This is a genomic window from Ensifer aridi, from assembly GCF_002078505.1.
Taxonomy (GTDB): domain Bacteria; phylum Pseudomonadota; class Alphaproteobacteria; order Rhizobiales; family Rhizobiaceae; genus Sinorhizobium; species Sinorhizobium aridi.
In genome coordinates, this window is sequence record NZ_LUAV01000038.1 from 162595 (window position 1) to 182280 (window position 19686).

A 19686-nucleotide genomic window follows, 5' to 3' on the forward strand; every position below is an offset into this window, starting at 1 on the left:
AAGTAGATACAAGTGCCGCCGACGAGTAAGCGGGCCATCCTGAGATTTCTCGTGCGCGCCGAAGACCTCATCAAACGCTGGAATGCGCAGCCGCTGGCGAAACAGTTCCTGCTCATCGGCGGACTGGTGGCAGCGACGGCAATGGCGGTTGTCGGCGCTTTCGTGACCAGCCTGATAGAAGATGCGGTCACGCGGAATTCCGCGGCAACCACGGCGCTATACGTCGACAGCGTAATAGCGCCGCTCCTGCCCGACATGCAAAAGACCCAGGTGCTCGACGACACGGTCGCACGGGCGCTCGACGAAACGCTCGGGCAAGGCGCGCTCGGAGATCGACTTTCGTCATTTCGTCTCTGGCGTGCCGACGGCACCGTTCTCTATTCGAGCGAAAAGAACATGGTTGGACGGCAGTTCGCGCTTGGGCCCGAACTGACGACGGCATTCGCCGGCCAGATGGTTGCGCAGTTCATACCGTTCGGCGAGGCCGATGACGCAACGAAGCGACAGGCAGGCGATCCTCTGCTCAAGATCTACAATCCCGTCCTGCAGCCTTGGTCCGGAGAAGTCGTCGCGGTTTCGGAATTCCACGAAATCGCCAACGAGTTTCACCATAGTCTGAGCCGGGCACGGCTTCACACTTGGCTGGCGGTCGCGGGCTTCACGCTGGCCTTCTTCACAGCGCTTTCCGCGATCGTCATGCGCGGCAGCCGAACCATCGAGAAGCAGCGCCATGCGCTCAGCGAGCGCATCAACGAACTTTCGGCACTGCTTGCGCAAAACGAGACCCTACGCGGGCGCCTGCAGCAGGCCTCGCAGCGCGCGACAGCGCTCAACGAGACCATATTGCGGCGGATCGGCGCCGACCTGCATGACGGTCCCGCTCAACTGGTGGCCTTTGCCTCGCTGAGGATGGACAGCAATGCGCTCATCAGTCCCTCGACGCCACAGGAAGCGCGCGAGCGCGCGGTCGCCGCGATCAAGGCCAGCCTCGACGAGGCAATGCATGAGATCAGGACGATATGCAACGGCCTGGTGTTGCCGCAGATAGAGTCTGCGAGCCTGAGGGAAATACTGGAGCGCTGCGTCCGCGCGCATGAACAACGCACAGGATCGGCTGTGGATTTGTCGATGACAGATCCGCCCCGCCACCTTTCTCCTTCCGCAAAGATATGCATATACCGCTTCGTGCAAGAAGCACTTAACAATGCATATCGCCACGGCGGCGGCGTCGGCCAACGCGTGAGGCAGAGCATGGACGGCGACAAGGTCAGCATCGAAGTTGCAGATAGCGGGCCAGGCTTCGATCCCAACGACGTGCAGCCCACGAGCCTCGGCCTTGCAGGGCTCAAAGGGCGGGTCGAGAGCCTCGGCGGGACATTCGAGATCAACGGCGACGCCCCGGGCACGATCGTTCGGATGTCGCTCGGCATTGAGGAGATCGGCCAGACATGACCACGGGAATTCGAGTCGCGGTGATCGACGACCACCCCCTTTTCAGGGAGGGGGTGACCAGAAGCCTGTCGGAGATCGACGGGTTCGAGATCGTCGCGGAAGGAAGTTCGCGCGACGATGCGATCCGGATCGCTGAGGAGCTGCGGCCGGACGTGATGCTGCTCGACATCTCCATGCCGGGCGGCGGTCTGAATGCCATTCCATTGATCCTGCAGGTCGCCGCGTCCCAGAAGATCGTGATCCTCACCGTTTCCGAGGCGAATGAAGACGTGGCGGCGGCACTCAGGGACGGCGCGAAAGGGTATATTCTCAAGGGGATCGGCGCGCGAGCGCTGGCAGAGGTCATCCGCACCGTCGCTTCCGGGGAAAGCTACGTCGCCCCGACGCTTTCGGCCAAGCTGCTGACGGGGCGTTTCTTCGACCCCGGACCAGCCAAATCCGATCTGGTCTCGGCATTGACCCCGCGCGAACAGGAGGTTCTGCACCTCGTGGCCGCGGGAATGAGCAACAAACAGATCGCCCGAAAGCTCGACCTTCATGAGAAGACCGTCAAGCATCACATGACGCAGATCATGGCGAAACTCAACGTCGCCAACCGCACCGAAGCGGCCATGGTGCTGCGCGACGCGCTGGAACTGGCGCCCCCTCAGTCGATGAAGGACTGAAGACGTCTCCTGTCCGCCGTGGTCGCCTGCCGGTTCACGATCGTGCGCCCACGCGAGTCCTTCATGATGTAGCGGCCTTCGTCGATCTCTTCGCTGATCCCGTCGACGTGGCGAACGCGCAACACGGAGCCGCCCTGCTCAACCTTCGTTTCCTTTGCGCTCGACCCGGTCGAACTCGTCGAACGGCTGCTCGATCCCTTGCTTGAGCCGCCGCCCTTCCCTCCACTATTCCCGCCGCTGTTGCCGCCGCTATTGCCGCCGCTATTGCCTCTACCGCCGCTATTCCCGCCACCGCCACTATTTCCGCCGCCGTGGCCGCTACCGCCATTCTTGGCGACAGCGGATTGGGGGATGAGTCCAAGTGCCTCGCCCGACAGGCCGAGCTTATACGGAAAAGCCGAGACAGGGAGGCTGATCGACAAGGAACATAGTGCCGCAACAAAATTTCGACGCGTGACCATCACGGCCTCCTGAAGCTTTCGCGGCGCAATCTGAGCCGTCCGAAGAGGCGTTGGCGCGCATGGCTGATCATCCATCGGAAGGGCGAGAGTACCGCCGTCGTTAAAAACCGGCGCGTCGCATGGGCTTCCGTCGACCAGACCTCGAAATCTTTGTTCACGGTTCGGTCCGCCCGTCAACTCCCCGCCGCTTGTATTCGAGGGGCTTCAGACGTTTCCCCGGCCGCGATCGGACCATCGTCCCATCCACCTCGGACCAAAGTCCTAGGGCACTGGCGGACGCCGCGGCCTGCGCCGACGATATCGGCGTCGGCGAAAGACGGGCCGTCATGGGGAGATTGTCGTCAGACGTGGTGGTTCAAGAGCAGCCACTTTCTGACGACCAGCTCTCGGGCCGACTGGTTCTCTGTTGCTGGATGTTTTGTCCCGGTCGGCGTTCATCAGGAACACCCAGCAGGCGCGCGGCGTGGACGGGGGCAACCTGTCTCGCCCCGTCCGCTGTCATTACGGGCGACAAACGCGGAAGCGGCCCGCTCAGGCCGCCCTCACACCCGCCTTCATCGGGATCTCGATGTCGACCTCCAGCGTCGTCACGTGCTCGCCGCGATCCATCTTCACGCTCACCTTCTCGCGATCGACCTGAACATGCTTTGCGATGACGGCGAGGATTTCCTCCCTGAGGATCGCCACGAGGTCCGACTGGCCGACCGAAGCCCGCTCATGCGCGAGCAGGACTTGAAGGCGTTCTCGCGCCGTCGGCGCGGAACTCTGTTTGCTGAAGAAACGGAAAATGCTCATGCTGCCCTCCGTCCGAATATCTTGCCGAAGAGCCCGCGCTTTTCGCCGGGAATGGTGATCGGCAGCGTTTCGCCGGCAAGACGGCGCGCCGCGTCGAGATAGGCGATCGCCGGCGCGCTGCGGCTGTCGGCGAGCGTGACGGGTGCGCCGAGGTTGGAAGCCTTGAGGACCTCGGCGCTCTCCGGGACGATACCGATGAGCGGGATCGACAGGATCTCAAGGACATCGTCGACCTTCAGCATGTCGCCCCGCTCGGCGCGAGCGGCATCGTAGCGCGTGAGCAACAGGTGCTTTTCCACTCGGTCTCCGCGCTCTGCCCGCTCCGTCTTGGAATCGAGCAGCCCGATGATTCGGTCGGAGTCGCGAACCGAAGATACCTCTGGGTTCGTCACGATGACGGCGACGTCGGCATGGCGCATCGCGAGTGTGGCGCCGCGCTCGATGCCGGCGGGGCTGTCGCATATGATCCAGTCGAAGTGTTTTTTTAGTTCGTCCATCACCCTCTCGACACCTTCGGGCGTCAGGGCGTCCTTGTCGCGGGTCTGCGATGCCGGCAGCAGGAAGAGCGTCTCCAGCCGCTTGTCGCGGATCAGCGCCTGCGGCAGTTTCGCATCGCCTTGAATGACATTGACGATGTCGTAGACCACCCTGCGCTCGGCACCCATGACGAGGTCGAGATTGCGCAGGCCGACGTCGAAGTCCACGACGACGGTCTTTTCGTTGCGCTGCGCCAGCGCCGCGCCTAGTGCGGCGGTTGAAGTCGTCTTTCCGACGCCGCCCTTACCCGATGTAACAACAACAACTTTCGCCATCTTCCCGCTCCTGTTTTCAGAGCGGGATGAGGAAAAGTGTGAGCGGTTTTCCGCCCGCATCCCCGCTCTAATCCGGTAGAATCGAGCCGGCACCGGCTCAGTTAAGTCTCTCTGCCATGATCGAATCGCCTTCGAGCCAAAGCTGCACCGCCTGCCCTCGAAGATTGGGCGCCATGTCCTCGGCCGTCTTGTAGACGCCGTCGATGGCGAGCAGCTCCGCTTCCAACCTGCGGCAGAAGATACGCGCCGAAGCATTTCCGACCGATCCCGCCAGCGCCCGCCCCCGCAGCGTTCCGTAGATATGCACCGAACCTCCGGCGATGATTTCCGCGCCGGATGCGACCGATCCGACCACAGTAACGTCGCCTTCCGGGAAGATGATCGATTGGCCGGAGCGCACGGGTTCCTTGACGATGATCGAAGCCGTCGTCCGCGCCGGCTGCACTTCCTGGGGCGCGACCGGCGCTGCCGGTTTGCCCTTGCCGGTCTTCGGCGATTCGCCGGCCGGTTCGTCCTCCGGGACCTCGAAATCCGGCGCCGGCCGGCCGCCTTTCATAGCCGGCGGCATGCCAGGCTCGAAGAGCGACGGACGTCCGCCCTCAATGCCCATGACCCTGACATTGCGCTTGCCGAGCTCGTCGAGCAGGCTCTTCAGTTGCGGCCGGTCGATCTCGAGATCGGCAACGTCGAGCACGACGGGCCGTCCCAGAAAGAATCCCGCGGAACGCGCGGCAAGATCGTCGAGGCGGCCCAGCCACCAATCGAGCGGCAGCTCCGGAGAAAGCACGAGCGCCAGGAACGAGCGGCCCTTGATACGGATCGAACGAGCGTCAGTTAGCACTTTGGTCATCTTCGTTAATTTTTGGTTGCCAAGATCTACGCGAGTCATGGTTAACAAATGGTTAACCAGGCCTCCTTCTTTGTTAAGCTTCAGCCGTTTCGCACGGCACAGCGAGTTCTCTTCCCATGCCTCAAGACGGTTCCCTCAGGAGCGCGACCAGCCAGACTTGCGAGCCCCGACGATCCTTCTTTCAGCCGCAATGCTGCTGACTGAAGCTTGTACAAGGCTGACGAAGGCGAGTGCGATTCATGCCGCCGCGGGTGCGCAGCGGCAAAAGCTGGTGAGATACCTGCTTAACCCAAGGGAGGGGCGCCAGTGGCGCCCCTCCCTCTCATGTCCCTAACCACGGCTGCGGCTTCGGGGTCAGTCGGGCGGACGATCTGCCGTAGACTGAGTGAAGGCCCTGATGTCCCAGAGGTAAAGGCCGGGTACGCCGAGCGCATCCTCCGGAAGGCCGATGTCGCGGCGCATGCGATTCGACAGGTGGGAGATCTGGTTCTTCGTTTGACGGCGCGTCCAGAGGGCGTGCAGCAACGCACGCATGGTCTTCCAGACGCCGAACTTCCGGTACAGTTCATCAACCGTCGCCGCAAGGGTATCGACAACTAAAGATTGTGCTTCGCGCATGATTTTCCGTCCCGGCGCACTCACGGAGCCAGGTCCTCTCAAGGGTCGAAAAGACGTACGGATGCGGACGCGAGATAGGAACAAATCGCTCCGTCAGCCGGTCACGTCAGGTCAAAGGGGAAATGCCAAGTGGCGGAAATCCGGGCTCAAAGCCCCGAAATCAAATTCGGCTGAGGCGAGATGCGCGGCGCATCGAAGCCATGGTAGCCGTTCCGCCACAGAGGCGCACAAACACGAGAATGGGATTCATCTTCACGCCTCCTCTGATTTGAATTGCGGATAACGTTATCTTACACGAGACCCGCCGATCGGCAAGTACACAATTTCGAATTGTAGCCATCGCACGGGAATCGTTGCAGGAAAGCAACACCCCTGTAAACGACGCTCACGACCGCCCCGACACAAGATGGCGGTCCTGCGCTTCGATCGGCGGCCGCGGGGTGGCACCCTCAGCCGCTCGATATGACGGAGCATTCTGACGGGAACGGCGGCTGACCGCCGGTCCGCAACGTCCCTATTTCCGGTTACGCCACAACAGACAGAGCAATCACCTCTGATCGACATCGCGACCGAGAAGCTTCTCAATTTCCGCCATCGCCGTTGCCGGCAACGGTCCTTTCTCGATCGAGCCCAGATTTTCGCGCACTTGCGCCTCCGTCTTGAAGCCCGGTATGGGAAAGGTGTTGGGAGAACGGGCAAGAAGCCATCCGAGCGCCCCTTGAGCCAAAGTCCTGCCATCGGTCTGCAGAAGTTCGCGCACCTCAGACAGGCGCCGGAGATAATCGGCACGCGGCCGCCCATCCTCGAAGAATCGCACCCAATTGTGACCTGCCGCGCGCACGTCGTCTTCAGGTAAGCGCGTGTCAGGTCCGAACTTGCCGGTCAGGAACCCCATCGCCAGGGGAGACCGATTGAGGCTGGCGAGATCGTTGCCCTCACACATCGTCAGCATGTCCGGCCCATCAATGAAGACGTTCAGTTCCTGCTGAACCGCGACGAAATGCGGGAATTTCACCATGCGCTTCGCCGCGGCGGCGTTATCCGTACTCCAGCCCCAGAAACGGATGGAACCGGCCTCCGTCAACTTCTCGAGCGTTTCACCGGCGGCATCCGCCTGATCATCCGTAAGCTCGCCGACATGTATCTGGTAGAGGTCGATATAGCCGGTGCCCAAACGCTGGAGCGATGCGGCGCAGGCTCGCTCGATATAAGCCGGGCTGACATCGGTGCCGACCAGGGCGCGGGCGGCGCGATCGTGGGTATAGCCGAACTTGGTCGCGATGATTGCGTCGCCTCTTCGGCCCTTCAGCGCCCGGCCGATAACCTCCTCACTGTGCCCGGTTCCATAGGCGTCAGCCGTGTCGATCAGTGACGCACCCATCTCGAGTCCAAGGTTGATGGCGCGGATCGACTGCTCGTCGTCAATCTCTCCCCAACCATCCGGCTTTCCACCGAGGGTGAAATAGCCTCCAATCGCCCAGCAGCCGAGACCGACGGGTGCGGCGGACAGGCCCGATCGTCCCAGTGGTCTGCGCATATTCGTGGAGATGTCGTCGGCAAGCATGGTGTTCCTTCCTTGGTCGCGAGATGCGTCAACTATGTCACCTCGCATGCGGCGATCAGAAGCTTCGAATCCGCAGGGTATTTTTCGCCTGTGAAAAACCGGCGACCGCGACCGGCACATCATTCCGCTCCGCCAGAACAACGCTATTCCATCGTTTATTATTGCTTAGCGAGAGGCGTGCTACGCTAGGCCCTCATCTCTGGTTGATTCGGCAAATGCGATAGCCGTCAATCCGAGATGGTCGTCAGCAGCGGAGGAACTACCATGAACCGAAACGTGATCATTGGCATCATCGTGCTCGCGATCATCATCCTCGCGGTCATCTTCTTCATGCCAGGACAGCAGACGGCGGAAACGCCCACGGCAGGCGAGACCCCGCCGGCCACAACAGAGCCCGCCCCGACCACAACAGAGCCCGCGCCCACGACGCCGGCACCGGCACCAACCACGCCGGCACCCGCGCCCGCCACGCCGCCCGCTCAATAAGGACGCGTCCGATCGCGCACCCCGTCTTGCGGGCGGGGCGCGCGACCGGAATCATGCGGATCGTCGAACAGCGGCATCGCGGGAGGCAGGGGAGCTTCGCCGGCAGCTGAAGCTCTCGCCTGCACCTTCAGTGCGCGATTTCCTCAACCGGCTGCACGAGCTGCGGCCCGAGATGGAGATAGCGTGTCGCCTTGCGCTTGGCGGCGATGTCGGCCCAGACGCGCTCCACCTGAGCGGCGGTCAGATTCGCGGCACGGCTCACTTCCTCGGCGCTGAGACCGATGTTGAGACCGTAGAGGCAGAGATCCATCCGGTCATAGGGCAGAGAGAAATAGAATTCTTCCTGCGTCTGTGCGAGCGAATAGGTGTCGGTGGTCGGCGGCCGGCGCCGGATTTCTTCGGGCACGCCGAGATAGGCGGCAAGCGCGTAGATCTGTGACTTGTAGAGATGCGCGATGGGCTTGACGTCGGCCGCGCCGTCGCCGTTCTTGACGAAGAAGCCCTGGTCGTATTCCAGCCTGTTCGGCGTGCCTAGGACGGCGAAGTTCAGGCGGTCGGCGTGGTAATATTCGATCTGCTTGCGGGTGCGCTGTTTCATGTTCGTCGCAGCGACTATGCCGAGATAGACCGAGGGCGGCATGCGCAGCTTCGTCTGCCGGCCCTCAGGGTCCTGCACCACCAGCGACGAGATATTGTAGCCCTCACCTTCGAGCGCATTGGCGATGACGATCTTCGATGCCCAGCCCGGGCCGTAATCGGGAACGAGCTCACGGATGAAGGCGTCGCGCCGCGCGTAGCAGCCCATCGCGGTGAGCGTCGGGCCGATATCCTCCACGATCGCCGCGACGCCGAAGGTCTCGGCCACCAGTCGGCCGAGGCGAAGGCTTTCCGGATCGGAATCGTTTTCCGGCATGAACAGGCAGAACACGTTCTTCGCACCGACGGCGCGTACGGCAAGCGCCACCGAGACGCTGGAGTCAATCCCTCCGGAGAGACCCAGCACGAGACCGCGTTTGCGCATCGCGCGCAACTGCGCGCGAAGGCCCTCGACGATGCGCTCGGTCTCCCCGGCCTCGTCGATCTTCAGGGCATCGGCGGAGAAAACGAATGTGTCCTCACTCGGGCGGATATTCATTCTGCGGGCTCCAATGTTTCGGCCGCAAGCCGGCGACTGACCTTGCCTGTGTCCGTCTTCGGAAGCTCGGTGCGGAATTCCAGGATCTTCGGGACCATAAAATCCTCGAGATGACGGGCGCAATGGCGGATGATGTCCTTTTCCGTGAGTGTCGGATCCGAGAGCACGACAAGAGCGCCGATGGCAGCCCCAAGCACCGGATCGGGAACACCGATAACGACCGCTTCGGCAATGCCCGGATGGGCATGCAGCACCGTCTCGACCTCCTTGGGCGCCACCTTCTCGCCGCGTGTCTTGATGATGTCGTCCTTGCGGCCGACGAAATAGAGGAAGCCCGCCTCATCGGCGCGGAAGAGGTCGCCGGTGTAAAGTACCTTTTCCCACGGGTTCGGCCCCGGGCGCAGCATGCGTTCGGTGGCGGCGTCGTTGCGCCAGTAACCCTGCATCACATGCGGGCCGCGGATGACGAGTTCGCCGGCGACGCCGGGCGCCACGCGCTTGCCCTCGTCGTCGACCACGAAGGCCTCCGTGTTGGGAATGGCGATGCCGACCGAGCCGGGGCGGCGGTCGAGTTCTTCGGGCGGCAGGTAGGTGCAGCGCTTGCACTCCGTGAGCCCGTACATGGAATAGATCCTGGCGGCGGGAAAGAGCTCCCTAAGACGGGCAATATGCGCCGGCGGCAGTGCCGCGGCGGTGTTGGAGATATAGCGAAGGCTCGGCAGGAAACCGGGTTCGAGATCGCGCATCTGCAGGATCATCGCTGCCATCGTCGGCACCAGCGGAAAACCGGTCACGCCCTCGGCACGGATCCGCTCAAAGATCGCCTGCGGGAAGGCGAAGGACTTTTCAAGCACGAGCGTGGCTCCGAGCCGGGTCGCCATCAGGAGCTGATAGAGGCCGTAATCGAAGGCGAGCGGCAGGACGTTCAGGATGATGTCGTCCGGCGTGTTGCGCAAATAGGTGGTGATCGACTCCGACGCCGCATCGATATTGCGATGGGTCATCATCACGCCCTTGGGGCGGCCGGTCGAACCGGAAGTATAGATCAGCATCGCGAGATCGACGTCGATGCCGCCATGCGGGACAGGCGCCGTGTCTGCCGCCAGGCAGTCCTCGAAGGACGCCGCTCCTTCCGGCGTGCGGCCGCCTGGCACCGCGGTCGACGCGACGATAGGCGCTTTATCGGCCGAAAGGGCGCGCGCTTCCGCGACCACCGGCATCAGCTTGGCCTGCGTCAGGATCGCCGCCGCCTCGCAGTCGGCGATGATGTAGGCGAGCTTGTCGGCCTTGGTGGAAGCATTGATCGGGCTGAAGGTCGCGCCCGCCTTGAGGGTTGCGAAGATCGCGACCGCCGCCTCCCAGCAATTGTCCATGAAGACGAGCACGCGGTCGTTCCGCGTCACGCCGTTTGCTCGAAGGGCGGTGGCAAGCCGGCTCGAAAGCTCATCGAGCTCGGCGTAGCTGAGCCGCCTGCGATCGGTGACTAACGCCGTCTTTGCGGCGTTCGCCGCGGCGTTCCTGATGAGGAATTGCTCGAACCGCATTGTTGGTGCCCCCGCCCTCACGCTCTCTAGGCCGTGACCGGCACGGCGGCCTTCGCCTCGACGAAAGCCACGATGGCCGACAGCGAATCGAGGTTCTGAGGCACGATATCGGTGTCGGCCATCGCGATCCCGAACTGGTCCTCGATGAAGGCGACGAGTTCCAGAACGCCGGTCGAATCGATGATGTCGTTCTCGATCAGCGAAGCCGCGTCGGCGAGCTCATAGGACGCGTCGCCGAAGAGAAAGTTCTCGATGATGAATGTCTTGACTCTGTCCTTAATCGTTTCCGTCATCTCTACTATTCCTTTCCTTGAATGGTCTCAGGCGGCTTCCGCCTTGCCGATGCTGGTACCGGTGAATGTCTGGAGCCACAGTTGCGTCGAGAGAATGCCGACGAAGGCGGCGTTGTCGCGGAAGCCGGAGGCCGGGCGCGCCTGGCATTTCTCGTAAAGCTTCGCCACCGCCTTCTCGTTGAAGAGGCCGCGTGAGGCGATCGCATCCTCGCTCATGGCGTCGCGGACGTAATCGAGTTCGCCCGGACCGCTGAAGGAATGGCTGTCGGGGGCGCGATAGGGCTGCTTCACCCGCCTGCCGATCGTGGGCGGCAAGAGATCCTTCGTCGCTTCGCGCAGAATGTGCTTCTCCACCAGGCCCTTCAGCTTGATCGCCGGCGGCAGCTTGGCGGCGAACTCGACAAGGCGATGATCGAGGAAGGGGAAGCGGCCCTCGACGCCATGCGCCATGGCCATACGGTCGCCTTGGCTGGAGAGAATGTAGCCGGGCAGCAGGAAGCGGCTTTCGAGATACTGCGCCTGATGCAACGGATGCCAGCGGCCGAAATCCTGAGGCAGGCGGCCGATGAGTTCGTCGGCCGCTTCATAGTCCTTCAACTCGGCGCGAAGGTCGCCGGAAAAGAACAGCTTCGTCGCAGCCGTACCCTTAAGCCGAGGGCGATGCGAGAAGAGCGGGTCGTCGAGCGGCTCGTCGCCCGCTCCGAAGAAGGCCGCGAGATATTCCGGCGACTGCTGTTTCAGGCCCGGCAGATAGGGATAGAGTTTGCGGAAGAGATGCGGCCTGATGCGCGAACCGGGTTGGCGGCCGCAGAAACGGCGCACGCGCGCTTCCTTGAAGATGTCGTAGCCTGCAAAAACTTCGTCCGCTCCCTCGCCCGTCAGCACGACCTTCAGACCCGCCTCGCGCACGAGGCGCGACAATTGGTAAAGCGGAGCGGGCGCGGTGCGGATGATCGGACGCTCCGTGAAGCGGATCACCTCGGGGAAAACCTTGGCGATGTCGCCGGCACGGCAGGCGACTGCGCTATGCTCAGTGCCGAGTGCTGCCGCCATTTCCAACTGGAAAGCGCTTTCGTCATGTTCGGCGCTGTCGAAGGTGACCGAGAAGGTCCGAAGGCCCTGCGACGTCATGCCAGCCGCAAGAGCCGAGACGATCGACGAATCGAGGCCACCCGAGAGATAGGCCCCGACAGGGACATCGGCGCGCATGCGGATCCGGGTGGCATCGGTCAAGAGGGCGCGCAGTTCCTCCGCCGCGCCGCTCTCATCGCTGTACGTCGAGGCTTGATGGTGATCGGGGAACTGAGGCTGCCAGTAAGACCGTGTCGTCACGCCCCGCTGATCGGCGATCATCAGGTGCCCCGGTTCAAGCTCAAGGATATTGCGGAAGGGGGTGCGTGGCGCGATAGGCGCCCAGAGCGTGAAGATCTGGTCGAGCGCGATCGGGTCGATCTCGGCCGAGATGCCCGGAACCGCAAGCAGCGCCTTGACCTCCGAGGCGAAATAGAGCGTGCCGCCGTGCATGGTATGGAAAAGCGGCCGCACGCCCATGCGGTCGCGCGCCAGCATCATCCGGCGGCGGCGGGCGTCCCAAATCGCAAAGGCAAAGTCGCCGTTGAGCACCGACACGCAGTCTTCGCCCATCTCATCATAGAGATGAAGGATGACTTCCGTGTCGCTTGACGTTTGGAACCGGCGGCCTCTGGCGCGAAGCTCCTCGCGCAGTTCCACATAATTGAAGATCTCACCGTTGAAGGCGATCGTGAGTTCGCCGCTCGCATCCGACATCGGCTGCTGGCCGTCGCCGAGCCCGACGATGGACAAGCGCACATGGCCGAGGCCTGCGTCCGGCGCGACGAAGATGCCGTGCTCGTCGGGCCCACGATGCGCGATTGCGGCCGTCATCCTTTCGAGAAGGGCTTTTCCGTCCCGTATTGAACCAAAATAGCCGCTGAAGCCACACATGCCAAATCGCTCTCACGTCCGCAATGACTTCTGAAGTATAGACTGGATGGCGGCCGCAGGAGTTAATTGCGGAAGAATTCTTCAATGATGGTAAATTGTTCAAAATAAGCCGACAATAATGTCAGACTTGCAAGCTTTAATATGACCAAGGAAGCCCCTGTTTACTTAAATACAATTTTACGACAATTTTATTTAAACTGGATAAACACTCGGATCGGCCAAGCTTAACAAGAAGATGGCCAGTCAGGCCCGCTTGCCGAACTGCGCTTTCCTCTTCGCCGCCTCCCGGCCGCGCAGGCAGAAACGTGGTTTCCTCTTTGTTAAGGAAAAGCGTCCAATCTTCGCGCCTGAGGTGCAATCTCTTCGGAGCACATGATGAGCTACGACTGGACCGGCGAGCGAACACGCCGAATGAAGATGATGAGATACGGCATCGCCATCGCCGTCGCCCTCGGCCTGATCGTGGGCGCGGCATCGCTGACGCTGCAGGCAATTTAGCCCGGGATGAGGAAAAGAGTGCGCGGTTTTCCGTCCGCATCCCGCGCCAACTTATTAGAATCGATCACGTTCATGATCTTAGGTCGATCCGACCTAAAATCATCGTGATCTAATGCATGTCGCCCAGAAGCGTGCAGCGCGTTTGGGACCACCAATCCATGTGAAGTCGTGCGCATGCCGCGCGCTCTTGGCGCGGTCTTCGCGGCAACCGGTGCCCCGTGTCGCAACTCGTCGAATGGGAGTTCCGCATCCTTTGGACCTATCCCATAACTCGAATTGAGTAAGTTCTAAACCTTAACGCGAAGCCGCTCCGGGAGTGGAATCCGGTCCGAGGCATAAGCCTTGAGGCCGCCGTACGAACACTCTCGAAGAGGCGGCGGCCTCACCAGTTTCGAGGGGCGATAGGTGGACCCCGCCGCTTAATCGATCAGCAGCCGCGCGGGTTCACCTATTGGGTTCCGCCGTTCCACGCGGCACCCGCCATGGAGCCGGACTGGACGACGAACTATCTTCACGGCTTGAAAGATCGCGTGGGAACCAAAGTTCCTCTTCGCGTGTTCCTTGACGCAATCGCGAGGAGGGTCAGATGCAGCGCAAATTCATGCCGACGGATGTGTTCCTGCGCCTCGAAAAGGAATGGCAGCACATGCGTCAGGCTGAACGCCACCTCGAGATCGAAGCCGTCCGGCCGAGTGACCAGCGTCTGGACGGTGCGATCGAGCTGGAGCCCGCATCAGCCCCACAAGCTCAGCAAAGAAGCTAATGCATGTCACGAAAAGCGTGCCGCGGCTTTGGGCCAACGGACGCGAGGCGCGATACGCCTTTAAACGCCCGCCTCATGTCGGGACATGCCGCGCCAGCCGGTCGGCAATCGGTTATCTGACCGCCGGCGACCTATTCGAGCACAAGATTTTTCTCCGGAGCTGTCGGCGCGCGCGAAGCCGGAACGTCCTAGGGCCGTTAAGACCAGTTTCCGTCACCCGGAGGAGATTGTTCCATGCCAAAGATTGTCTCGCATCTCTGGTTCGCGAAGGACGCAGGGCAAGCCGTCGATTTCTACGTCTCGGTCATCCCCAACTCCGCTTTATCCGGCACGACGACCGTACCGGCCGAAACGCCGAGCGGACCCCCGGGCAGCGTCAAGGTGATTGAGTTCACCCTTGGCGACCAGAACTTCATGGCGCTCGAGGCCGGTCCGTTAGATCCCTTCAATCACTCCTTCTCCATCCTGGTCGAATGCGACAGCCAGGCAGAGATCGATCGCATCTGGGACGCCTTCCTCGATAACGGCGGCGAGCCGGAACAATGCGGCTGGCTGAAGGACCGCTGGGGCTTGTCCTGGCAGATTGCGCCGCGCGTGCTGGGCGAGATGATGGCCGATCCCGATCACGAGCGAGCGAAGCGGGTAACCGAAGTCATGCTCGGCATGGTGAAGCTCGATATCGCCGCACTCGAGCGCGCCTTCCGCAGTGAGAACTGACAGCTCCGGCTCGAGCCCCTCTATCGCGACTTCGTGGGTGCAGAGCGGCGCCGCAGGGGTTATTATTTCGCCCGACCGAGCGACAAGCTTGAAGGCTTCGAACGGAAGGGAGCGAGCGATGATCATCACGCGGCGCGCAGTCGTTCAGGGGCTTGGTTTTGCCGTTTCGCTGCCGCTCATGCCGCGGCTGACGAGGGGCCAGCCTGCCGACCTCATTACCAAACCCATACCGAGAAGTGGAGAGCCGATGCCCGTGGTGGGCCTCGGCACCTGGATCACCTTCAATGTCGGAGACGATCCCGTCCTGAAGGACGAATGCGCCGCCGTGATCGCTGCCTTCTTCGAGGGCGGCGGCCGCATGATCGACTCCTCTCCGATGTACGGATCCTCCCAACCGACGATCGGTCACGGCCTGCGCAAGCTCGATTATCCCGAGCGGCTGTTTTCGGCGGAAAAAGTCTGGATCTCCGACCCGGCGGGCGGCGCCGCACAGATCGAAGCGTCGCGCGGCTATTGGGGCGTCGGCAAGTTCGATCTCGTGCAGGTCCACAATCTCGTTTCCTGGGAGGAGCACCTGCCGGCTCTCTTCGACATGAAGGCGGCGGGACAATTGCGCTATGTCGGCATCACCACTTCGGAAGGGCGAAGGCATCGCGAGATCGAGCGTGTCATGGCGAGCCAGCCGATCGACTTCGTTCAGATCACCTACAATGTCCTCGATCGAGAGCCGGAGGATCGTATCCTGCCGCTGGCGCGGGAGAAGGGTATCGCGGTCATCGTCAACCGCCCGTTCCGGCAGGGCGACCTCATCCGCCAATTCGAGGATGCGCCCCTGCCGGACTGGGTGGCCGAGACGGGCGCCCGCAACTGGGCGCAGTTCCTATTAAAATTCATCATCTCGCATCCGGCAGTCACCTGCGCGATCCCCGCCACCACCCGGGTCGACCACGTGCGGGAGAACCTCGACGCCGCAAGGGGTACCCTGCCGGACGAGACAATGCGCCGGCGCATGGTCGACTATGTGGAAGCGCTGTGAGTGCGCTCGCGCCACAATGTAAAGCGGTCAGAGGCTGATGTCCGATTGGGCGACCTATACGCTCGCGGATTTCCTGATGTTCTCTCCGCGCGTCTATTTCCGGCTGATCGAACGCTACAACCAGGCGCTCTGGCCGCTTCAGCTTGTTTTTATCGCAGGCGCGCTTGCGGTGCTCGTTCCGGCAGCCCTACACCCTTCCCGCGTCCGGATTGCGGTTCCCTCGATATTCGCGCTGGCGTGGGGCTTCTGCGCCTGGCAATTCTTGTGGATGCGATATGCCAGCATAAACTGGGCGATGTCTTACGCTGCGGCCGCCTTCTTCATCCAGACGGGACTGCTGGTTCTCACCGCCCTCCTGGCACGCGAGCCCGCATCTGTGGGCGGCCTGCGCCGTTATGGCGGCATCGGTCTCGCTGTCTTCGGTCTGCTCGCCTATCCATTCATCGCCTTGCTGGCAGGCCGTTCGCCCGCCTCGGCCGAGACCTTCGGCATGATGCCGGATCCGACGGTTGCCACGACGCTTGGCGCCATGCTGATGGTCGGCCGGAGGACACTGTGGCTGCTGCTGCCCATCCCGATCATATGGTGTGCTTACAGCGGTCTCACCCTTTGGGCGATGGAGGATCCGGGCGCCTTGGCGCCGTTTGCCGTGGTCGTCGCCACCCTGGTCTTCGTAGCGGCCCGGCGATAACACGCGGTGACGATCACTCCTTCACCGCGCCCGTCATCGACGAGACGTAATAGTCGACGAAGAATGAGTAGAGAATGACGACCGGCAGCGAGCCGAACAGCGCACCGGCCATCAGCGCGCCCCATTCGAAGACGTCGCCGCGTACCAGTTCGGTCAGCACACCGACCGGCACCGTCTTGTTCTCCGACGACTGGATGAAGGTCAGCGCATAGATGAATTCGTTCCAGGAGAGCGTGAAGGCGAAGATGCCGGCCGAGATCAGCCCCGGCACGGCGAGCGGCAGGATGATCTTGACGAGAATCTGCCAGCGCGTCGCCCCGTCGACCAGTGCGCTCTCTTCCAGTTCGAACGGGATCGAGCGGAAATAGCCCATCAGCAGCCAGGTGCAGAAGGGGATGAGGAAGGTCGGATAGGTGAAGATCAGCGCCAGCTTCGAATCGTAGATCCCGAACTTGAAGACGATGAAGGCAAGCGGGATGAAGAGGATCGACGGCGGCACCAGATAGGCGAGAAAGATCATCAGCCCGACCGGGCGCGCGCCGGTGAAGCGCACCCGTTCGATCGCGTAAGCCGCGAAAATCGAGGCTGCGAGCGAAAGAATGGTCGAGCCGACGGCAACCAGCATCGTGTTCCACAACCAGCCCGGATAGGAGGTCTCGAAGAGCAGATACTTTATGTGATCGAGCGTCGGCGCGACCACCCAGAACGGGCTGTAGTTGTTGTAATCGGTGAGCTGCGAGTTCGGCTTCACCGCGGTAATCGCCATCCAGTAGAACGGGAACAGCAGCACGAAGACGAAGACCGCCATCGGCAGATAGAGAACGACGATCCGGCGCGGCAGGCGGTTGAGATAGCTCATGCCTTCGGCGGTATCGGTGAGGACCTCGTCTTCGATTCTCGTGGTCGTGTTCATCTTGTCCCTCCCGATCTCAATCCTGGCCGCCCTGCTGCCATTTGCGGCGTTGCAGGCCGAAGAAGCTGAACATGATGGCGGCGAGCAGGAACGGGATCATGGCAACGGCGATGGCCGCCCCCTCGCCGAGCTGCCCGCCCGGAATGCCGCGTTGGAATGAAAGCGTCGCCATCAGATGCGTGGCATTGACCGGACCGCCCTTGGTCAAGACGTAGATCAACTGGAAATCGGTGAAGGTGAAGAGCACCGAAAAGGTCATCACGACGGCGATGATCGGCGTCAGCATCGGCAGCGTCACATAGCGGAAGCGCTGCCAGCTCGTGGCGCCGTCGAGCGAGGCGGCCTCCTGCAGCGACGCCGGGATCGTCTGCAGGCCGGCGAGCAGCGAAATCGCGACGAAGGGAATGCCGCGCCAGACGTTGGCGGCGATGACCGAGGCGCGCGCATTGGTCGGGTCGCCGAGGAAGTTGATCGGCCCGTCGATGAGCCCGAGCTGCATCAGCGACCAGGAAATGATCGAGAACTGGGAATCGTAGATCCACCAGAAGGCGAGGGCCGAAAGCACCGTCGGCACCACCCAGGGCAGAAGCACGATCGCGCGGAAGAAGGATTTGAACGGCAGATTCTCGTTGAGCAGCAGCGCGAGCCAGAGGCCGAGCGCAAACTTCAGGATCGAGGCGACGAAAGTATAGAGAAGCGTGTTGAACACCGAGAGCCAGAAAACGGAGTCTCTCGCAAGGAAGACGTAGTTCTCCAGACCTATGAAGATGCCGTCGCGGCCGATGCGCGTATCGGTAAAGCCGAGCCAGACGCCGAGGCCGAGCGGATAGGTGAGGAAGCAGATGAGAAAGACGGCGGCCGGCAGCATGAACAGGAGGCCGAGCACATTGTTGTTCTGCATCAGCGAGGTCGTGGTGGATGGCGGCTTTTCGGACGACGTGATGGACATCGAGCTTCTCCGACTGGACGGTATTGCGTCGGCGGGAGCGGCCGCCGACGCGTTTGCCTGATGTCGCGGCGGCCCCTCGGGCCGCCACGGGAAGATCAGACGCGATAGTAGCGGTTTGCCCGCCGCTCTGCCTCCGCCATCGCATCCTCCGGCGTCATCTGGCCGGTGACGGCAGTGGCGAACATGTCGACCAGCACGTAGTCGGCCATCACGCCTGCCGAGGCATAGCCGAGCGGACCTGCATATCCGTTCGGACGCAAGGTCTCGGAAGCCTTTGCATAGGGCGCGTGGATCGGATCAGCCGTCCAGACCGGGTTATTGGCGAAAGCTTTCAACGGTTGGCAGCAATAGGCGCTCGAGCCTTCGATCCAGGCATTCATCTGGTCGCCTTCCATCATGAACTTGAGGTAGGCCTTGGCGGCTTCCGGATATTTGCTGTGGTTGAAGAGCAGGATCGAACTCGTCTGATGCAGTTCGACGCTCTGGCCGACGGGGCCGATCGGGAAGTTGGTCGTGCGGATGTCCGACGCGAGTTCCGCGAGCGCCGCATCCTTCTTGGCCGCGTAGTAAAGTGAGACGCCGTTTGCCGTCAGCGAAACCTGGCCAGCCAGGAAGGCGCGGTTGTTGTTGATGTCGAGCCAGCTTTCGGTGCCCGGAATGAAGGTCTCGTAGAGCTGTTTTGCATAGTTGATCGCTGCCAGCGTCTCGGGGCTGTTGATGGTGACCTTGCCGCTCTCGTCGACCATCTTGCCGCCGTGGCTCCAGAGCAGCCAATGGGCATAGTTGTTGCCGTCGCCGACGGCCTTGCCGTGCGGGAAGCCGGCCGGCGTGCCCTTGGCTTTCATCGCCTTGCAGAGCTCGAGGAAGCCAGCCGTATCCTTGGGGAACTCGCTGAACCCCGCGGCTTTCATGTGGCTGTCGCGGTAGCAGACCGCGTTGCCGATCGCGGTCAGCGGCATGGCGATGAACTTGTCGTCGCGGCTCGCATAGCCCTTCACGCCGTCATACCAGCCGCCATATTTGTTGCCGAGATAATTGGCGAGCTCGGTGACGTCGACAAGCTTGTCCGGGTATTGATGCGCATCGTCGAACCAGCACATCACCATGTCCGGGCCGGAGCCGACATTCGCGGCGACGGCCGCCTTCGGTCTGATGTCCTCCCAGCTCTCCTTGTCGATGCGGACCTCGACGCCGGTGGCTTCGGTGAACTTCTTGGTATTGGCGAGCCAGGCATCCTCGTCGCCCTTGACGAAGGGCGTCCATCTGAGAAGCCTTAGGCTTGCGCCCTCTTCCGGCTTGTAGCTCGGCTCGGCGGCTTGCGCGAAGGATGGGCGGACCCCGAGCGGCGACAGGCCCGCTATACCGGCAAGCGCCGCAGAACCTGCGAGAAAGTCACGTCTTTTTATCGGCATTTGGTACTCCTCCTTGAAACAGCGGGAGCATGTCTTCCGGCATTCGCCGTCCCGCTTGGCAAATGCG

21 protein-coding genes are annotated in these 19686 nt (G+C 62.1%); 8 read left to right on the top strand and 13 right to left on the bottom strand.

Going from position 1 to position 19686, the window contains the following annotated elements:
* Window positions 1–39 precede the first annotated feature (39 nt).
* Window positions 40–1452 (top strand): ATP-binding protein, encoded by a 1413-nt coding sequence (locus AYK65_RS29410; RefSeq protein WP_081163111.1) that lies wholly within the window; start codon window positions 40–42, stop codon window positions 1450–1452.
* On the top strand, window positions 1449–2117 hold the full coding sequence (locus AYK65_RS29415; protein ID WP_046117618.1) for a LuxR C-terminal-related transcriptional regulator: 669 nt from the start codon (window positions 1449–1451) through the stop codon (window positions 2115–2117). The genes AYK65_RS29410 and AYK65_RS29415 overlap by 4 nt, the downstream gene beginning before the upstream one ends.
* Here the strand turns inward: AYK65_RS29415 and AYK65_RS29420 are convergent.
* The 6 genes from AYK65_RS29420 to AYK65_RS29445 all read right to left on the bottom strand — a co-directional run bounded on the left by AYK65_RS29420 (window position 2099) and on the right by AYK65_RS29445 (window position 7217).
* Window positions 2099–2578: a hypothetical protein gene (locus AYK65_RS29420; protein ID WP_081162891.1), complete on the bottom strand. Its 480-nt coding sequence runs from the start codon at window positions 2576–2578 to the stop codon at window positions 2099–2101. The genes AYK65_RS29415 and AYK65_RS29420 overlap by 19 nt on opposite strands.
* 531 nt (window positions 2579–3109) lie before the next feature.
* Window positions 3110–3373 (bottom strand): cell division topological specificity factor MinE, encoded by a 264-nt coding sequence (gene minE, locus AYK65_RS29425; RefSeq protein WP_026614567.1) that lies wholly within the window; start codon window positions 3371–3373, stop codon window positions 3110–3112.
* A complete protein-coding gene (gene minD / locus AYK65_RS29430; protein WP_026614568.1) occupies window positions 3370–4185 on the bottom strand; it encodes a septum site-determining protein MinD in 816 nt (271 codons plus the stop codon). Before minD ends, minE begins: the two co-directional genes overlap by 4 nt.
* A gap of 97 nt (window positions 4186–4282) precedes the next feature.
* Window positions 4283–5035 carry a septum site-determining protein MinC gene (gene minC, locus AYK65_RS29435; protein ID WP_026614569.1) on the bottom strand — a complete coding sequence of 251 codons (753 nt, stop codon included), beginning with the start codon at window positions 5033–5035 and terminating at the stop codon, window positions 4283–4285.
* A 354-nt stretch (window positions 5036–5389) separates the two neighbouring features.
* Window positions 5390–5653, bottom strand: a complete 264-nt coding sequence (locus tag AYK65_RS29440; RefSeq protein ID WP_026614570.1) for a YjiS-like domain-containing protein — start codon at window positions 5651–5653, stop codon at window positions 5390–5392.
* Window positions 5654–6200: 547 nt separating this feature from the next.
* Entirely contained in the window at window positions 6201–7217 is a 1017-nt protein-coding gene (locus AYK65_RS29445; RefSeq protein WP_081162892.1) for an aldo/keto reductase, read from the bottom strand.
* A 264-nt stretch (window positions 7218–7481) separates the two neighbouring features.
* On the opposite strand from AYK65_RS29445, the gene AYK65_RS29450 reads away from it, so the two are divergent.
* On the top strand, window positions 7482–7703 hold the full coding sequence (locus AYK65_RS29450; protein ID WP_026614572.1) for a hypothetical protein: 222 nt from the start codon (window positions 7482–7484) through the stop codon (window positions 7701–7703).
* 127 nt (window positions 7704–7830) lie between these two features.
* Here AYK65_RS29450 and nadE read toward each other — a convergent pair whose 3' ends face one another.
* From nadE to asnB, 4 genes are read right to left on the bottom strand one after another with little or no spacing between them, the layout of a single operon-like run.
* Window positions 7831–8838 carry an NAD(+) synthase gene (nadE, locus tag AYK65_RS29455; protein WP_081162895.1) on the bottom strand — a complete coding sequence of 336 codons (1008 nt, stop codon included), beginning with the start codon at window positions 8836–8838 and terminating at the stop codon, window positions 7831–7833.
* A complete protein-coding gene (locus tag AYK65_RS29460) occupies window positions 8835–10382 on the bottom strand; it encodes a class I adenylate-forming enzyme family protein (protein ID WP_081162896.1) in 1548 nt (515 codons plus the stop codon). Before AYK65_RS29460 ends, nadE begins: the two co-directional genes overlap by 4 nt.
* Window positions 10383–10408: 26 nt before the next feature.
* Entirely contained in the window at window positions 10409–10675 is a 267-nt protein-coding gene (locus AYK65_RS29465; RefSeq protein WP_026614575.1) for an acyl carrier protein, read from the bottom strand.
* Between the two features lie 27 nt (window positions 10676–10702).
* Window positions 10703–12640 carry an asparagine synthase (glutamine-hydrolyzing) gene (asnB, locus tag AYK65_RS29470; RefSeq protein WP_046117612.1) on the bottom strand — a complete coding sequence of 646 codons (1938 nt, stop codon included), beginning with the start codon at window positions 12638–12640 and terminating at the stop codon, window positions 10703–10705.
* Window positions 12641–13015: 375 nt separating this feature from the next.
* Between asnB and AYK65_RS33580 the strand changes: the two genes are divergently transcribed.
* From AYK65_RS33580 to AYK65_RS29485, 5 genes are all read left to right on the top strand, one after another.
* Window positions 13016–13138, top strand: coding sequence for a hypothetical protein (locus tag AYK65_RS33580; RefSeq protein WP_256375587.1), 123 nt, complete (start codon window positions 13016–13018; stop codon window positions 13136–13138).
* 586 nt (window positions 13139–13724) lie between these two features.
* Window positions 13725–13901 carry a hypothetical protein gene (locus AYK65_RS32665; RefSeq protein ID WP_172402088.1) on the top strand — a complete coding sequence of 59 codons (177 nt, stop codon included), beginning with the start codon at window positions 13725–13727 and terminating at the stop codon, window positions 13899–13901.
* Window positions 13902–14135: 234 nt separating this feature from the next.
* Window positions 14136–14618 carry a VOC family protein gene (locus tag AYK65_RS29475; protein ID WP_081162899.1) on the top strand — a complete coding sequence of 161 codons (483 nt, stop codon included), beginning with the start codon at window positions 14136–14138 and terminating at the stop codon, window positions 14616–14618.
* Window positions 14619–14736: 118 nt separating this feature from the next.
* Window positions 14737–15654 carry an aldo/keto reductase gene (locus tag AYK65_RS29480; protein ID WP_081162900.1) on the top strand — a complete coding sequence of 306 codons (918 nt, stop codon included), beginning with the start codon at window positions 14737–14739 and terminating at the stop codon, window positions 15652–15654.
* 37 nt (window positions 15655–15691) lie between these two features.
* Window positions 15692–16345: a DUF6064 family protein gene (locus AYK65_RS29485; protein WP_081162902.1), complete on the top strand. Its 654-nt coding sequence runs from the start codon at window positions 15692–15694 to the stop codon at window positions 16343–16345.
* Window positions 16346–16358: 13 nt separating this feature from the next.
* On the opposite strand, the gene AYK65_RS29490 is transcribed toward AYK65_RS29485, so the two are convergent.
* The 3 genes from AYK65_RS29490 to AYK65_RS29500 form a co-directional block, all read right to left on the bottom strand.
* On the bottom strand, window positions 16359–17258 hold the full coding sequence (locus AYK65_RS29490) for a carbohydrate ABC transporter permease (RefSeq protein ID WP_026620992.1): 900 nt from the start codon (window positions 17256–17258) through the stop codon (window positions 16359–16361).
* Window positions 17259–17274: 16 nt separating this feature from the next.
* Window positions 17275–18207: a carbohydrate ABC transporter permease gene (locus AYK65_RS29495; protein WP_046117608.1), complete on the bottom strand. Its 933-nt coding sequence runs from the start codon at window positions 18205–18207 to the stop codon at window positions 17275–17277.
* 95 nt (window positions 18208–18302) lie between these two features.
* Window positions 18303–19619 (bottom strand): ABC transporter substrate-binding protein, encoded by a 1317-nt coding sequence (locus AYK65_RS29500; protein WP_046117607.1) that lies wholly within the window; start codon window positions 19617–19619, stop codon window positions 18303–18305.
* Window positions 19620–19686: the final 67 nt, after the last annotated feature.

Excerpts from the sequence above, each read along its gene's own strand:
- AYK65_RS29475 (WP_081162899.1), top strand. The coding sequence starts at position 14,136 with ATGCCAAAGATTGTCTCGCATCTCTGGTTCGCGAAGGACGCAGGGCAA.
- AYK65_RS29465 (WP_026614575.1), bottom strand. The coding sequence starts at position 10,675 with ATGACGGAAACGATTAAGGACAGAGTCAAGACATTCATCATCGAGAAC.
- minC (WP_026614569.1), bottom strand. The coding sequence starts at position 5,035 with ATGACCAAAGTGCTAACTGACGCTCGTTCGATCCGTATCAAGGGCCGC.
- AYK65_RS33580 (WP_256375587.1), top strand. The coding sequence starts at position 13,016 with ATGAGCTACGACTGGACCGGCGAGCGAACACGCCGAATGAAGATGATG.
- nadE (WP_081162895.1), bottom strand. The coding sequence starts at position 8,838 with ATGAATATCCGCCCGAGTGAGGACACATTCGTTTTCTCCGCCGATGCC.
- AYK65_RS29440 (WP_026614570.1), bottom strand. The coding sequence starts at position 5,653 with ATGCGCGAAGCACAATCTTTAGTTGTCGATACCCTTGCGGCGACGGTT.
- minE (WP_026614567.1), bottom strand. The coding sequence starts at position 3,373 with ATGAGCATTTTCCGTTTCTTCAGCAAACAGAGTTCCGCGCCGACGGCG.
- asnB (WP_046117612.1), bottom strand. The coding sequence starts at position 12,640 with ATGTGTGGCTTCAGCGGCTATTTTGGTTCAATACGGGACGGAAAAGCC.
- AYK65_RS29415 (WP_046117618.1), top strand. The coding sequence starts at position 1,449 with ATGACCACGGGAATTCGAGTCGCGGTGATCGACGACCACCCCCTTTTC.
- AYK65_RS29485 (WP_081162902.1), top strand. The coding sequence starts at position 15,692 with ATGTCCGATTGGGCGACCTATACGCTCGCGGATTTCCTGATGTTCTCT.
- minD (WP_026614568.1), bottom strand. The coding sequence starts at position 4,185 with ATGGCGAAAGTTGTTGTTGTTACATCGGGTAAGGGCGGCGTCGGAAAG.
- AYK65_RS29450 (WP_026614572.1), top strand. The coding sequence starts at position 7,482 with ATGAACCGAAACGTGATCATTGGCATCATCGTGCTCGCGATCATCATC.
- AYK65_RS29420 (WP_081162891.1), bottom strand. The coding sequence starts at position 2,578 with ATGGTCACGCGTCGAAATTTTGTTGCGGCACTATGTTCCTTGTCGATC.
- AYK65_RS29445 (WP_081162892.1), bottom strand. The coding sequence starts at position 7,217 with ATGCTTGCCGACGACATCTCCACGAATATGCGCAGACCACTGGGACGA.
- AYK65_RS32665 (WP_172402088.1), top strand. The coding sequence starts at position 13,725 with ATGCAGCGCAAATTCATGCCGACGGATGTGTTCCTGCGCCTCGAAAAG.
- AYK65_RS29490 (WP_026620992.1), bottom strand. The coding sequence starts at position 17,258 with ATGAACACGACCACGAGAATCGAAGACGAGGTCCTCACCGATACCGCC.
- AYK65_RS29460 (WP_081162896.1), bottom strand. The coding sequence starts at position 10,382 with ATGCGGTTCGAGCAATTCCTCATCAGGAACGCCGCGGCGAACGCCGCA.
- AYK65_RS29500 (WP_046117607.1), bottom strand. The coding sequence starts at position 19,619 with ATGCCGATAAAAAGACGTGACTTTCTCGCAGGTTCTGCGGCGCTTGCC.
- AYK65_RS29480 (WP_081162900.1), top strand. The coding sequence starts at position 14,737 with ATGATCATCACGCGGCGCGCAGTCGTTCAGGGGCTTGGTTTTGCCGTT.
- AYK65_RS29495 (WP_046117608.1), bottom strand. The coding sequence starts at position 18,207 with ATGTCCATCACGTCGTCCGAAAAGCCGCCATCCACCACGACCTCGCTG.